The following is a 14,102-nucleotide window of genomic DNA, read 5'->3' on the forward strand; positions in this document are numbered from 1 at the left end:
GTATGGCAAAAGATCGCCCCGCGTCAGAGCTCGACCGCGAGCTTACCGACCTTCCGGCCGAGCTACGCTGGCGCGAGTGGATGCGCCGGATTGAGGTGGTGCTGTTCGCCAGTGCGTCGCCTGTTGGACGCGATGATTTGGCGCGGGTGGTGGGGCAGGGGGCGTCGGTCGATCTGCTGGTCGAGGACCTTTCCGGAGATCTCGAGGAACGGTCTTTTGAAATTGCTCAAGTTGCCGGTGGGTGGACGTTTCGGACGCGGGCCGCTTATGCTCCAGCGATCCGTCTTGCTGCGGACGTAGATGATCAGCTTACGGACCTGAATGCGTTCGACGTCGCAGTCCTCGCCGCCGTCGCCTATCATCAACCAATCACCCGCGATGGGTTGAAGAACATCTTCGGCAAAGAGATTAGCCGGGACCTGATTGGGAGGTTACGTGCGCGCAACCTGATCGGGATCGGGCCAAGGGCACCCCGTCGCGGCGCGCCCTATACCTTTGTTACCACAGAGCAGTTCCTGGTCGCCTTTGATCTGAAGAGCCTGCGCGATCTTCCCGGATCGGGAGCAGCTCGACGACGCGGGACTTGGTGTTGCGTCGTCTGGAGGCGCACGGTGGGTTCAAGAACCCTGTGTGGCACAATCGTGAAGGTCTTTATGGGTGCTTCTTGAGTTTTGAAGAAGCTTGGGATGGATGCCATTGCATTGGGGCGGCGCGACCGGGTTCTGAAAACGCGACAGCGGTGTTTATTCACTTTAAGGTTGAGTGGATTCTGTCATAAACAGCTTTAAGTGTAAAGTTACTACAAAGTATTTTTTTTCTTAGATAACTTTGCGTACCACGTGTTTTAACAATCATCTACGCCGGTTTGGAACCCGTAGGCGCTCCATTGGGTCTTATTTTAACGGGTGGATATAGGACGGGGCGGGAACAGCTTAGAGTTTTCGGCAAAAGTGGAGGCCGAAAAAGCCAAAGGTCAGTCTGGATGAGACTGTTGCGTTACTGCCAGTCCATGGGAAGATTACTGTTTTTGAGGTCGAGTATGCCGCGCAAATCGCCGTTCAAGCATCACGCTTTCTACGTGAGGTCATCCTACGTGCCGTACGCTGGTATCTGTGATATCCACTTTCTTACCAAGATGTTGTCGAACTGTTGGAAGAGCGCGGCGTAGTAGTCGACCGATCGACCGTGTATCGCTGGGTCCAGAAGTTTGGCCCCCGAACTGACCAAGCGAACCGAGAAACATTTGCGCCGGGCCAGCGTCGACTGGCATGTCGATTAGACCTACATCCGCGTCGGCGGCAAATGGCGCTATCTGTGGAGGGCTGTTGATGCAAACGGTCAGATGATAGGGCACCGTAAAGTTAACCGGCCATGTACAAAAATTGGACGGGCTTCGGTGTTCATGCGGCTTCGAGTTGAGCGATGTCGCGCCACGCAACCATGGCGGCGGCGCGGAGTTCGCGAAAGTCTTCGGATGTTATTTCGTGGCGTGGCAGATGAAACAAATTGGCAATTGGGTCATGGATGGAAACGAAACGCTGCAATTGCCGAGGCGACTTGAAGCGTTTCATGATGCGCTCACGCCTTCGGGTAGGTTGGTGTGAATTCTCAGCCCGGTTATTCAAGCCTTTGTGCGAGCGATGCTCGATCCCCGGCATGAGCTCTCGTTTTGCCGCGGAATATGAACGAAGTTTGTCAGTGATCAAAACCCGCGGGAGGCGGTTGTGCCGTGACAACAGCTTCCGCATCAGCCGAAGGGTGGCCTGCCGGTCGCGGCGGGCTTGAACCAGAACATCCAGCACGAACCCCTCCTGATCGACAGCCCGCCAAAGCCAGTGCTTGCGGCCGCCGATCGAGATAACAACTTCATCCAGATGCCATTTATCGCCAAGTTTGCCATCCGACCGGCGACGGATGGTTTTCGAGAATTCCCGCCCGAATTTTTCGGCCCACGAGCGCACCGTCTGGTGCGACACGATGATGCCGCGCTCCGCCAGGAGGTCTTCAACCATCCGCAGGCTCAGGGAAAACCGGAAATACAGCCAGACGGCATGGGCAATCACGTCGGGCGGAAAACGGTGGCGGCGATAAAGGAGAGCGTCGGTCATACCGCTATATCGCATTTTATGCGAGCGACCGCATTAAGTTTACAGTGCCCGAAGCAGTGATACGCCCACACCGTGTAGGCGATGATCTCTCGGGGATTGCGGAGGCCTTTCAGGCGCGGCATTTGGGTTGGAAAGCTCATGAGGCCGACATAGATGATCAAATCGGGTCATCAACTTGGCAATACTGGCCAGACACTTTGGTCGGGCCCATATCATTACCTATCTTCCAGAACCGCCGACAATTTCTTGCGCGCGTCTTGTTTAGCCAACCGCGCCAGACATCCTTGTTGTTCATCAAGAAGTGTACGGCCGCTTCTTCGGTAGAGGCTTTGTTCGCATCCTTCCAAGCCAGAAGAGCGCTCATCTCGCTGGTTTCAAAACTGATATTGCTCATCAATTCGGCAACTTCAGGGTACTTTTCCGCAAAGTTGGTGGTTGCGACCGTGTAAACAAGGCTCGGGGGATAGGAACTTGGCTCTGGATTGGTGACGTCGGGGCTTAGGTTGGCCGCGTGGGCGTCGAGGTCGACGTCACCGATATCCACCATGGTCATATCAAGCCGCCCCATGAGCGCCGTCGGCTCCCAGTAATAACCGAACGACGGCTCCTTGGCTTCGTAGGCGGAGGCAAGAGAGGCGGCCAATGTTTCACCGCCACCATGATCAAAAACCTCAATTCCGGCCTCATCAAAACCATAGGCGCGGGCGATGTTGCGGTTGATCGTGCTGCAGACCCAACCGCCTGTCGGGCAGTTGTTGAAGCGATTTCCGACCAGTTCGGGGTTATCCAGAATGCCTTGGATGGTTTTGAGCTCTGGGTGCTCTTCTGCAAGATAGGTTGGGATCCACCAAGCCTCGAGGCCACCGGGCTGCAAAACTTTCGTCATATCCTGGATGACGCCGTCTTCTTTTAGCTTCTCTTAGGCGTTGCCCGCAGAGTTAACCCAAAGCTCAGTGACGATATCCGGCTCGTTATTCTCGGCGAGCGATGTAAGAGCAGGGATCGTGTCAGAGGGCACACGCGTGACTGTGCAGCCGTAGCCCTGTTCCATCAAAAAGGTCGCAATCTCTGTTGTGATGATCGCGGATGAGAAGGTCATCTCGGTGATGCTGACTTCGCCACATTCGGCGGCGGCAATGGTGGGGGCGGCTCCGGCGATAGCCGCGGCTGAGAGCCAGATTTTGAAGTTGTGCATTGTAGCATTCTCCCGATTATTATTTCTTTCGTTCCTTAAGGGCGGGGCGGAACTGCGAACCTGCGCAAGAATACCGTGACTAGTCGGTTTTACTGATTTGTCGCGCGAAGGCATTTAAACATATTGGTTCAAGCAGTTGAAGCTTCCCCGTATGACTTCCAACTAATAATATCACATAAGACGGATTATAGGTGTTCACAGTGTAGCCGGGTGGATTCACAAACGAAGTGCAAATTCTGTACGAATACAGATAGTTGCATGGAGTATGAAGAATGGGAACCCACTACTGTCACCTGAAGCTGGACGAACGTCGCAAGCTTGCAAAGTGGCTTGAAGCCAAAATGTCGATTTTAGAGATCGCGGATCGACTGGGTCGCGACCCGGCCACGATCTACCGAGACATTAAGCGTAATCGGTACACGGACGACGACCTGCCAAGATCAACCGCACCGACAGCGCTGACAAATCGATATTTGAGGTCGATTTGCCACCGCCTCAACGCCACGCCGCGCAAATGCTTTGGCTACCGGACGCCCCGCTGAGGTGTTTGAAAGCAACCTGATGGAAATACAGAACCGGTTGGAGTAAAACGAGATATCAAGAACTGCACTTCACCGTGAGTTCACAGTAGCGCACCGGCTGGCTGATGTGCTGTGCTGGTGGAAGAACCGTTATGTTGGTAAACACCTGGCGGGGAATATTCGTGATGCTAGGGATAAGCTAAGGTTTTTGAGACCTTATACCTTACGCACTGTTAGGCAGCCTGAGGCCATCAAGCCGTTCTAGGATTGCTTTACTTACGATATCGACAATGACTTGAGGAAAGCCTTTAGGCAGGGTTTGGGCGGCATTATCAAGCGCTTCGGGCGCTCTTGCCACGATCCCCTCGATGATGTCCGTCACCCGCTTTTTTGAGAGACCGGCGCGTATGGCCGTTTGCACAAAATGCCGTCCGTGAATTTGATCAAACCGATAGTGCCGGCTATTTCCAACCGACATCGCCATTTTCATCTGTTTGCGCTCGATTTGGCCGGCGTGTAGTGCGCCTTGCGCTGTCACGATGTCATAGAGGGGGGTCATGCGATAGCTGCCGCGAGGGCCTAGGAATACGCTGAAGTTTTTGGCATGAGCGTCTGTCGCCCCCATCAGCCAGAAGATGAGCTGTGCTTTGAGGAAAATGTTCTGATCCTCGATCGGTGTATCGCTGCCATTGAGCAAGCCCAGAACATCGATCATGCCGGGCCCACCCTCGTTCTGGTACTTTAGCGTTGGTGGGACAGAGAGTGCCTGACAGCAATCTTCCTGAGGCAGACGCAACACTCGCCCGTCTTTCGTCCAGCGGCGATCAAAGCGCTCAATGACCAGAGCCTTGGTTTCGCCAAAGGTTTCGATGGTGGCTGTATTCACCGGCAGGCCAAACGCAGCGATGAGTTTCAAGCAATAGTATTCGTTCTCGACGCTATCTGAAAGGTCGATACCCTCGGGCAGCTTTCCAATTTGCGTCTTGATCAGGTGGGTGGTCGGCGTCGTGCCGTGGGGTTTGATCCACTGACCGTCATGCCAAAGCAGGGCTGTCTTTTCTTGCGCCCCCGCAACTGAAATCCTGAAGGCGTCGTCGCTGGTGAGGCCAAGCGGGGCTTGGCTCAACCGGTTCAGGATTTTTTCAATGGTAGCCTCATTGATCGCTTCACCTTTGATCTTGCCGGCAGCGTCAGGTACTTCCTCGTCTCCTGCAATGAACTGAAGTGCCCCCACGCAGTCATGGCCGATCTTGGTCAGCATGCTGTAGGCGTCCGTCCCCCGCGCGCCGACCCTTTCGGCGACGAGGCGTCGGAGCTTGTCTGAATCTGGCAGCAGGTTCTCGAAGACGGCAGAGACGGGTTCGCCGCGATAGGGCGTTTCCCGCAGCGGCAGAGACAAAGAGAGCGGTATGGCATGTTCCCAATCTAGCCAGTCCGTGTCGTATGCATACTCGATGGCACCGTTCGGCTGGCGCGTCAGCATTCCAACGCAGCGATTATTCATATATACATGCAAGGGCGCATAGGCCGGACGTCGGCCCATCAGAACAATTCCTCGATATCCCTGCCATGGCCCTTAGAGCGCTGTCCGATCCTGAGTTCGAGATCGAGAGCTGCAAGGATAGCGAGGATGGTTTCTAGCTTGGCGGGTTTTTCTCCGTTCTCTATCGTCGAAACGGTCGCCTGACGGAGGCCTGCCTGCTCGCCAAGCTTCATCTGCGACCAAGCGCGCTTCTTGCGTGCCCGCTGGATGATGGAACCGATCTGTCTTGGGGTGCGCGCTAAATCATTCATGCAGGCAATATACGCTTAAGCGCATTATGGGTCAATATTCGCCACAGCGCATATATTGGTTGTGCACTTAAGTGTATAAGTTAGAAATACCTTGGGGCTACTGATAGACATGCTGGCGTGTAATGCTATGGGCGCTCGCGCGACATCGCTGACTGTTGTGCCATTAGGCTGATCTAACCGAGGATCGATAGCTTTTCCTCTTCGCGCCGCCGTGTCTTCCCTTACCCTCGGCTATGACTTCGTGATGCATCTTAAAGGTTGTCAGCAACTATATCACTAACGACAATGCTTAAGAGTGAGGCACAGTGCACTGTGAGCGTTCAGGTCTTTTAAGGGGAACTACTTATGGATTTGGAGGTTCTCCAATGAGTACCTACTGCTTCAGGAATGGCCTGCGGCAATAAACTGCATTCAGGAGTACATCATGTTTGCTCAGCTTAAGACTATTGTTTTTGCAGCCAGTGTCAGCACTCTCGCGCTCAGCGCGGCCGCATATGCCTCAGAAGACCTTCGTATTTCTAAGATTGATGTTGAGGCTACTGTCGCAACTGCTTCCGAGAGCAACGCGTTAGATTTCTATCCCAACATCGAAGAGGATTTGCGCGGGGAGGTCGCTCAACGTGTACCATTGAGCAGCGATGGCGCCGATCCGCAAATCAGGATCGACATCCGTAAGATTGCACTGAATGGTGCGACGATGCTTCCTGAAAGCAGAGAGTTCAATGAACTGGAGGGTATTGTTAATATAACCAGCCCTACGGGAGAGAATGCAGGACTAAGTTTTCCGGTAAGAATTTCGGCCTACACCGGTGATACGATCGCGCCTGAAGGTTTTGTTAACATACTGCCTACAGAGACTGATTTCTATGTTGCAATGGTTTCAACTTTTGCGGATGTCGTGGCAGAGAGCCTGACCAACGTGAACACTTCTGGGAACAAGATTGACCCCTAAACGCGATATTTTCTCTGGCGGCCTCTCACCACTAGGCTGAGAAATGGCGCGGGCCTTCCCCCAAGGCCTGCGTCTTCCTTTTTTGCCTTTTGATGGTTGAGCATCGTATCGGAACTCAATTGAGCGCTGCACGCCAAGTTGATGCTAGCGTTGATACCATCGCAGTACTGTTTAACCCGCTTCCAAGAAGTCTTTTCCTGGAAAGCAGTAGGACATTCATGAATGTCTTCAGTTTATTGCCGTGTTAGCGGCGATAACATTTAGATTTTTGACCAAAGCCTGCGGGGGTGCAAATATAGCCGCCCGTGCCGGAAGCAGCGGACGCTGTCTTAGTTGCCTGCGCCATTGCGTGCTCGGCAAAACCGGTGCCGAAAACGACTGCTAACATCGCTGAAAATGCAAAAATACCGCGCCGGGACCGGCGTGCCAAGTTCCTGTTCACAACTGCTCTCCTCAAACTCGGGCAAGCCTTTCTGATGTTGGCTTGCCTCGAATGACAGTGGAGCAACTATGCGGATATGATGTTTACGGTCAAGGCGCCCATGCGTCTGGTCTATGCAGCTTGTACTTGGGACCGGCATTTTACGGAGGCAAGTAGCGCCTTCAGAGCGCTGTGGGCTTAGGAGAAGAGCTCTTTAAGTCGTTATAAGGAGAGTATTTCCCAAGCTACTTAGCGCCCCCCTGGCAAGACATGGGCGGTTTGCCGCCAATCGGGATAACCAAAGCCGTCCGGCCAAGGATAAACTTCCTTTTGCGCAAAATAGACGACCGCTTCGAGTTCTGGATAAGACGCACTCATTGTCCGAATATCGGCGTTCCACTGTGCGACATGTTCCGCATCACCAGAAAACCCAAGCTCTGCGACCATGATAGGTTTGCCAAAGGTCACTGCCCGCTCATATCGGGGGCCGAAAATATCTTCGAAGGTTTGTGCTTGGTCGAGTATTGCCTCCTCCCACGGCTCGAAGCTGAACACCGAGAGCCCCACAACATCTACGACATCGTCTCCGGGATAATAGTCTGCGAGGTTTTCATATCCGAGCGGGGACCACATGTAGCGGGCGGTTGGTGCGTTGCCGCGGCAAATGGCGTTCATCCGGCGGAACGCGGAGATATAGTCTTCCGGGCGCCAATTAGACCAGATGAACTGGCCACTGGGGTCCTCCATCTCTTGCGCCCAACGGATCGTCATCGGGATATCAAGCTGACCCAAAGCAGAGCAGACGTTTTGCATCGTGGCATCGTAGGTGCCATTTTGAATGCCCTCGCGCAGGACTGTGGGGCTATTGCGATCATCGCGCGACCATGTCCAAGGCTCAATTGTTACCAACAGAGTCCGGTTGCGCTCTTTTGCGTAGGTTTCTGCTTCAAACAAGCTAGGCAGCAGTACGTCTTCCCAAGGGAGGAACAGGTGTTCAATTGAGACTCCTTTCAACTCCGAAAAGTCGCCATTCGGGTCATAGACGCCGAACGGGAGATCCCCTGGAGGGACGGTTTGTGCAGGCAACGTAGTTCCCAAGATAAGAGCACAAAGAAGTGATGCTGCTTTAGGTGCAGATGTCCATTTGGGGGTGAACATACGAAGAGATTTCATTTCGTGCCTCCTTTCAGGGTAACTGCATTGAGTAATTGCGACCACCAGCTGTGATTGTAGACCATGACATAAGGGGAGCCGTCGCCGCCCTGCCCTGCGCCAGTCACAACATAGGTGGGTGTGAAGATGCGGACTGTGCTGCGCGTCTCAGTAAGAGCAATCAGACCAGCATTGCCGCGTTCTCCCGCGGCAAAAACGATGCATGTTGCTGTGAGCACCACGCAGGTAAATTGCGCGAGTGTTCGACGGGTGCAGCCCTCAATGTTCAATTCGTTCTCGTTTAGGTGCTTGAACAGGATCACCATGAACACTGCCGTATAGAGTGCGGCGTTGATTAAAGCGAAAATATAGAAACCAGCTGCCTCGTCTGCTTGCTTTACCAGCAACACGGGAAAGACGGAGATAAGTGCTAGGCCGAGATAGGGGAGCAGCGCTGCCCAGCCTAACATCTGCACATCTTGTCCGCCCTTTGGTGTCACACGAAAATCTACAAAGCTGCCGGTGAGCGTATCGCGTACAGCCATTAAACTTCCCAAGATCACCCAAGGCCATTGGATAAGCGCAAAGAGCATTTTCTCCCATCCGAGCACTTTGGCATCGTGCGGCCGGAAAAACCCATCAGCCCGTACGCAAGAGACAAGGGCAATCATAATAATGATCGAGGGCCAGACGTGAAGTAGGAAGGCGGGAAAGGTAAGGTCTGCATAGCGCACATCAAAGACCAGTGCGATTATTGGCAGGGCGAACATCAGCGCCATAAAGCTTGCAAGGAGCGGGTACCATAGCTGGCAGAAAACGAACTGCAATTTTTGCTTTGCGGATAGGCGCGCAAAGTAGCGAGGCGTATGTTGCAGCAAGATAGTCATTAAGCTGCGCGACCATTGAAACTCTTGCACGATGAGATCAGCGACGGTGGGTGGACCTTCCCCCTCGGCAATCGCATTGATTGCGTGCATGCCTTTCCAGCCGCCGGCATTGAGGATCATGGATGTCGAGTGGTCTTCGGCAAGTTCAGGTCCAAGCCCACCGACCGCGCGCAGTGCTTTGGTTCGCACAGCATAATGTGAGCCAATACACATAGGTGCCCAGCCATTCGCATATCCAGCTTGCACGACCCCATGAAAGACGGCCTCGGTATGCAACCTGCTCCTTGCAGCCCAACTGTGTGGTGCATTGCGCGAGCAAATACTGGGAGCGCTGACATAGCCAATTTCGGGGTCAGCAAAAGGCTTGAGCATTTCATGCAGGTATTCGGGATGTGGGACATGGTCGGCATCGAGTTGGGAGACAATATCATATCGCTCATAGCCATAATGATCATAAAAATAAGCGAGGTTACCTTCTTTACATCGTGTCCGGCGCGGCCAACTCTTATTGTGATAGGCATTCATCCCTTTGCGAGTGGATACATGGACGCCTTTGGCGCGGCACCAGTCTAGGGTTTCCGGATCGGGGTCTTCGTCCGCCAACCAAGTGTCATGGATCACGGTTTGGGCAAGCATAGCTTTGAGTGTGGTCTTAACGATTTCAAAAGGTTCTGACGGTGCTTTTGTCACCACCATCGCGACCCGGCACGGGCCAAGATGTGCCAGTGTGCCGGTGGTTTGATGCGAGCGTAAGAAAAGGCAAATGAAGTAAGCTTGGATGAAAAAAATCCAAGTCACACATAAGGTTACGGGAATATAAAGATACCAGATTGTGTAATGTTCCGGCTGGAGCCACCAATGCCAAAAGAATACAGAGGCAAGCAGCCACAGGATGGCTAACAACCTATAACGCCTCTTTAAAGGTCCTTCCAAGAGAGGTTGTCGGAAGTCACTGGACTTGTAGTTAAGCGCTTTTCGCATCTTGCACCTTTAACAGTCCAAAGCTGCGCGCAGCGTCCGCTACAATGGTGTAAATATCCGAACGGCCCGGTTCAAAGCCTAAGATTTGGCGGGCTTTAGTGATATCGGCCGTCAAAGCGGGCGGGTCACCTGGGCGTCGGGGCGCGAGGCGCAAGTTCACGCAAGCGCCTGTTATTTCTTCCACGAGGGAGATGACTTGCTTGTTGGAAACCCCTTTCCCGCTGCCGAGGTTCAGGGTGAGGTCACCGCCGAATTTCTTTAGGTGCTTTAAAGCTAGGAGATGCCCCTGCACCAAATCATCCACATGGATGTAGTCGCGTAGGCAAGTTCCGTCAGGTGTGTCGTAATCCGTCCCAAACAGAGCGAGTTGCGCACCTTGGGTGGCTGAAAGCGCTAGAGGAATTAGGTGGGTTTCGGGGTCATGTGTTTCGCGCAAGGCGCCACTTGGGTCAGCCCCCGCGGCGTTGAAGTATCTCAAGATCGCAAAAGCCATTCCGGTCTGCCCTGCAATGTCGCGCAACATGACTTCACAGGCCAATTTGCTTTGCCCATACGGGCTGATAGGGCGCTGTAACGCTGTCTCGGTGACTGGACTGCTTTGAGGGATACCGTAAGTAGCACAGCTGCTCGACAGAATGAAGTGGCGCACCTCAGTCATTGCGCAAGCTTTAAGCAGAGATATCATACCCCCGACGTTGTTATCATAGTATTTTATTGGGTCTTGGATGGATTCTCCGACATAGGCTGAAGCGGCAAAATGCAGGACTGTTTTAATCCTATGCTCTCGCAGAGCTTCTGTAAGTCCTGCGGTATCTCGCAGATCGATCTCAGCCAAAGGGCCCCATCGAACAGCGCCGCGGTTCCCGGTAGAAAGGTTGTCGAGCACAAGCGCAGGGCGCCCTTGGCGACCGAGCGCATAGCAGGCGTGGCTTCCAATATAGCCGGCGCCGCCTGTCACACATATATCCACCGGAGAGGTCATTCTGCGACCAGAAGATCTGTTACCTGGCCGAGCTCAGTCTCAAAGTAAGGTACTGTGTGAAGCAGCCCTTCTGCCAAAGAAATGCGTGGAGACCAGTGTAGATCTTTTTGGGCTTTTGTGATGTCGGGACAGCGCTGTTTGGGGTCATCCTGTGGGAGTTCCACATAACACACCACCGGGGAGAGGCCGAGAAGTTCGATAATCTGATGAGCCAGTTCGTTTATAGTGAACTCTTCTGGGTTCCCTAGATTATAAGGGCCGGTTTGAGTATCCGGTGCGGCCATTAGCGCCATCAAGCCCGCTATCATATCACTGACGTAGCAGAATGACCGCGTCTGATTTCCGTCGCCGTAAATAGTGAGAGGGGCGCCAGACAAAGCCTGAACTACGAAATTTGAAATCACTCTGCCATCAGCTGGGCACATGGATGGGCCATAGGTGTTAAATATACGTGCCACACATATTCTAGCGTCCTGTGTCTTGCAGTAATCGTAAAACAGAGCTTCGGCGGCACGTTTGCCCTCATCATAACACGACCGAGGTCCCATTGTGTTAACACAGCCTCGGTAGCTCTCGGGCTGAGGAGTGATCTGCGGGTCCCCGTATATTTCTGAAGTGGACGACTGCAGAATTTTAGCGTTACAGGCCACCGCAAGTTCCAAAAGGTGCATCGCACCCCAGATATTGGTCTTGAATGTATGAATGGGATCAATTTGATATTTTTTAGGAGAGGCAACACAAGCAAGGTTGTAGATTTCATCGACAAGGCCGATATCCGGGAGGGGATTAACTATATCGTGCCGGACCAAGATAAAATTCGGATCGTTTAGCATGAGCGCGATGTTCGACATTCGGCCCGTCGTAAAATTGTCCATGCAGATGACAATATGTTCTTCATGCAATAGTGTGTGGCACAAATGGCTTCCGAGAAACCCTGCGCCTCCTGCAACCAAGATCCGCCGACAGGGATTGGGCCTGCCGCTGGAATCTCTTACGTGAAGCTGAGGCGTCTGCGGGATCATGATGTCCTCCAGTATCAAACCATTGGTTGGTCAAAGCCGTTTTAGTGACCTGACCCGCCCTAAATCGATCTACTTGACTCTCAAAGGCCGTACCCTTCTGTGTGTCGGCCGAAGTCGATGATACTAGTTTAAAATCAAAATCTTACCTGTGAAGCTAACAATAAGGTTAGCATAGGCTCGCACTGCCTGAGTAAGTCTAACGGGGGAAGTCAAAGCGTTGAATCACCTGCCAAATCGCATGGTTAATGTGCGTGAGCTCATTGATCGCTACTTCGATATCCTCGGCAGCAGCATCGTTAAGAGGGTGAGACTGTCCCATCTTTAAGGTTTCTTTACGATCGGCGATACGCATGAGGATCGTGCGAGGGCTTCCTCCCTCCGCATCGAATGCATAAATGCAATGATTATACCGGTTCCGTAGCTTTGCCTGCCCTAAAAGCCGACTGGTAATATCTAAAACCGCGGACCTTTGGTCCCCGGATATTTTGTCCAGCTTTGACAAACGTTCAACCAGGTCGATCCGAGCACGTGTGGTGTTTAGCGTTAGAAATATAACAGTAGCAGTCTCTTTATCAACGCGTGATAATCCGGCGATGAAGTGGATCAACAGACTCTCGGTATTTGTCCATGTGTAGTTGAGCTTTCCGACAAGCAGCAGGAAATCGTCAAACTGAACATGTTGGCCTGCTTCCTCCATCATTATGGCCTTAGCTCGGACTTAGCTTGCTCTAAAAACCATACTGCCGCTTCTGTGCGGTTGTTGACACCGAGTTTTGAAATGACGTGATGTATATGAAGCTTTACCGTATGCTCTGAAAGGCCCAGCCGATCCGCGATAATTTTGTTTTGCTTGCCCTCAGCAACACAGGTGAGCACCTGCATTTCCCGGCAAGTCAGCCCATCTTTTACAGGTCTAAGGGTTGGGTCAGGAAGGTTCAGCCTCTCTTGAACTGCTGCATTCAGCAAAGTCTGAGAGCGAGGGCTACCTTCTTCAGTTTTAAGTTGATCGGTTTGTATCGGTACATAAAGTTCAGAAGGGATGTAGTTCTCACCGCAGATCAAAAGTTGTAATAGGGTTAACCAACGATCTACATCCCGGTTCATTGGTAGGAAAGAAAGGTCCGCTTGTGGTCGGTGTTCCCTTATCTCCCTCAGCGCATTCTGCGCGCACTTAGGTTGCCGGTAAGCTAATGCAATTGCCGCATTGGGAAAACGCTCAAGAAGCGAAGAATGCTCTGCCTTTAAAGCCTCTATCATAGACTGGTTCAAGATAATGCTTCGAACTCTATCAGTTCGATCTATCGGCAACGCAAGCAAAGCTTCGATGGAAGCTAATCGGTAGAAGGTAATATCTTCAAGGTTCGCTTCAGCCAACTTTACCAAAGTATCTGAAAAATCGTGAGAGTTCCCAATGAAGAAGCATGAAATTTTATCAGATATAGTATATTCAAAATCGCGCATAGCATTGTTCCTAATAAGGTTACAACGTTCTATGCCTGTCTGCCTCGCCGCAGTTTAATTTGCTCACCATATAGATGGCGGCTTAATTCACTTATCAACTAAAAGCACACGGAAAGTGGCCGTATTATACGCCTTTAGGCCTAGACTATAACACATTTAAGACAAATTTACGCATATTTTGGGCCAGGGAGCTTACTTCAACCTTAGGTTGATAGTCTCCAGATTTATTTCCTATCGAAAGGTATATGGGCTCTAAGTTAGAAGGTTCAGAATGCGCATAAGCTGCAGCTTGCAAATAGTTAAATATGGTTATGAATCAAACCTCTGGCTTCTTATGCGCCTTATCTAGCTCTAATGGCTAGATAGGTTTTTCCCTATTTTTTGAAGATATTTCTCCGTGTCATCTTTTTGTGATGACGCGCGCCCCGTTCAGAGCGCGTTGGCGGTTTTGAGTGCCTCAGGTTCCGAATCAGAGGTCATGTCACTCCCGCGATTTGAAGCAAAGGCAATAAAAGGGAGGTACCATCATCCAAAACAGAGACGACTACTGTGCCGTGCCTGGACCGATTTAGGGTTCATGCTTGGCCAAACCATTATCCAACAGAAACGCACAGCCCTATGGTCGC

General features: G+C 52.2%; 10 protein-coding genes and 3 pseudogenes. 3 read left to right on the forward strand and 10 right to left on the reverse strand.

Features of this window, described 5'->3' with window-relative positions; genetic code table 11:
• Positions 1 to 2: 2 nt before the first annotated feature.
• A pseudogene (locus K3762_RS18855) lies at positions 3 to 645 on the forward strand (SMC-Scp complex subunit ScpB).
• Between the two features lie 755 nt (positions 646 to 1,400).
• Here K3762_RS18855 and K3762_RS18860 read toward each other — a convergent pair.
• Entirely contained in the window at positions 1,401 to 2,108 is a 708-nt protein-coding gene (locus tag K3762_RS18860; RefSeq protein ID WP_260013007.1) for an IS6 family transposase, read from the reverse strand.
• 157 nt (positions 2,109 to 2,265) lie between these two features.
• Positions 2,266 to 3,417, reverse strand: a pseudogene (locus K3762_RS18870) (ABC transporter substrate-binding protein).
• 158 nt (positions 3,418 to 3,575) lie between these two features.
• Between K3762_RS18870 and K3762_RS18875 the strand changes: the two are divergent.
• A pseudogene (locus K3762_RS18875) lies at positions 3,576 to 3,764 on the forward strand (helix-turn-helix domain-containing protein); the annotation flags it as partial.
• A 283-nt stretch (positions 3,765 to 4,047) separates the two neighbouring features.
• Here K3762_RS18875 and K3762_RS18880 read toward each other — a convergent pair.
• Together K3762_RS18880 and K3762_RS18885 are read right to left on the reverse strand one after the other, a co-directional pair.
• Positions 4,048 to 5,367 carry a type II toxin-antitoxin system HipA family toxin gene (locus tag K3762_RS18880; protein WP_260013009.1) on the reverse strand — a complete coding sequence of 440 codons (1,320 nt, stop codon included), beginning with the start codon at positions 5,365 to 5,367 and terminating at the stop codon, positions 4,048 to 4,050.
• A complete protein-coding gene (locus K3762_RS18885; RefSeq protein ID WP_260013010.1) occupies positions 5,367 to 5,618 on the reverse strand; it encodes a helix-turn-helix domain-containing protein in 252 nt (83 codons plus the stop codon). Before K3762_RS18885 ends, K3762_RS18880 begins: the two co-directional genes overlap by 1 nt.
• A 424-nt stretch (positions 5,619 to 6,042) precedes the next feature.
• Here K3762_RS18885 and K3762_RS18890 point away from each other — a divergent pair, with 424 nt between their 5' ends.
• Positions 6,043 to 6,570: a hypothetical protein gene (locus tag K3762_RS18890; RefSeq protein WP_260013014.1), complete on the forward strand. Its 528-nt coding sequence runs from the start codon at positions 6,043 to 6,045 to the stop codon at positions 6,568 to 6,570.
• A 670-nt stretch (positions 6,571 to 7,240) separates the two neighbouring features.
• Here the strand turns inward: K3762_RS18890 and K3762_RS18895 are convergent.
• The 6 genes from K3762_RS18895 to K3762_RS18920 form a co-directional block, all read right to left on the reverse strand.
• Entirely contained in the window at positions 7,241 to 8,164 is a 924-nt protein-coding gene (locus K3762_RS18895) for a glycoside hydrolase family 26 protein (protein ID WP_260013017.1), read from the reverse strand.
• Positions 8,161 to 9,933, reverse strand: a complete 1,773-nt coding sequence (locus tag K3762_RS18900; RefSeq protein ID WP_260013020.1) for a glycosyltransferase family 2 protein — start codon at positions 9,931 to 9,933, stop codon at positions 8,161 to 8,163. The genes K3762_RS18895 and K3762_RS18900 overlap by 4 nt, the downstream gene beginning before the upstream one ends.
• 61 nt (positions 9,934 to 9,994) lie before the next feature.
• On the reverse strand, positions 9,995 to 10,993 hold the full coding sequence (gene galE, locus K3762_RS18905; RefSeq protein ID WP_260013023.1) for a UDP-glucose 4-epimerase GalE: 999 nt from the start codon (positions 10,991 to 10,993) through the stop codon (positions 9,995 to 9,997).
• On the reverse strand, positions 10,990 to 12,015 hold the full coding sequence (locus K3762_RS18910; RefSeq protein WP_260013027.1) for a UDP-glucuronic acid decarboxylase family protein: 1,026 nt from the start codon (positions 12,013 to 12,015) through the stop codon (positions 10,990 to 10,992). Before K3762_RS18910 ends, galE begins: the two co-directional genes overlap by 4 nt.
• 196 nt (positions 12,016 to 12,211) lie before the next feature.
• On the reverse strand, positions 12,212 to 12,715 hold the full coding sequence (locus tag K3762_RS18915; RefSeq protein ID WP_260013029.1) for a hypothetical protein: 504 nt from the start codon (positions 12,713 to 12,715) through the stop codon (positions 12,212 to 12,214).
• The gene (locus tag K3762_RS18920) at positions 12,715 to 13,476 is read right to left on the reverse strand and encodes a response regulator transcription factor (RefSeq protein ID WP_260013031.1); all 762 of its coding nucleotides are present in this window, start codon (positions 13,474 to 13,476) and stop codon (positions 12,715 to 12,717) included. Before K3762_RS18920 ends, K3762_RS18915 begins: the two co-directional genes overlap by 1 nt.
• Positions 13,477 to 14,102 lie beyond the last annotated feature (626 nt).

The organism is Sulfitobacter sp. W074, assembly GCF_025142275.1.
Classification (GTDB): Bacteria; Pseudomonadota; Alphaproteobacteria; order Rhodobacterales; family Rhodobacteraceae; genus Sulfitobacter; species Sulfitobacter profundi.

Coding starts and splice junctions, on each gene's coding strand:
- K3762_RS18860 (WP_260013007.1), bottom strand. CDS start 2,108: ATGACCGACGCTCTCCTTTATCGCCGCCACCGTTTTCCGCCCGACGTG.
- K3762_RS18880 (WP_260013009.1), bottom strand. CDS start 5,367: ATGGGCCGACGTCCGGCCTATGCGCCCTTGCATGTATATATGAATAAT.
- K3762_RS18885 (WP_260013010.1), bottom strand. CDS start 5,618: ATGAATGATTTAGCGCGCACCCCAAGACAGATCGGTTCCATCATCCAG.
- K3762_RS18890 (WP_260013014.1), top strand. CDS start 6,043: ATGTTTGCTCAGCTTAAGACTATTGTTTTTGCAGCCAGTGTCAGCACT.
- K3762_RS18895 (WP_260013017.1), bottom strand. CDS start 8,164: ATGAAATCTCTTCGTATGTTCACCCCCAAATGGACATCTGCACCTAAA.
- galE (WP_260013023.1), bottom strand. CDS start 10,993: ATGACCTCTCCGGTGGATATATGTGTGACAGGCGGCGCCGGCTATATT.
- K3762_RS18910 (WP_260013027.1), bottom strand. CDS start 12,015: ATGATCCCGCAGACGCCTCAGCTTCACGTAAGAGATTCCAGCGGCAGG.
- K3762_RS18915 (WP_260013029.1), bottom strand. CDS start 12,715: ATGATGGAGGAAGCAGGCCAACATGTTCAGTTTGACGATTTCCTGCTG.
- K3762_RS18920 (WP_260013031.1), bottom strand. CDS start 13,476: ATGCGCGATTTTGAATATACTATATCTGATAAAATTTCATGCTTCTTC.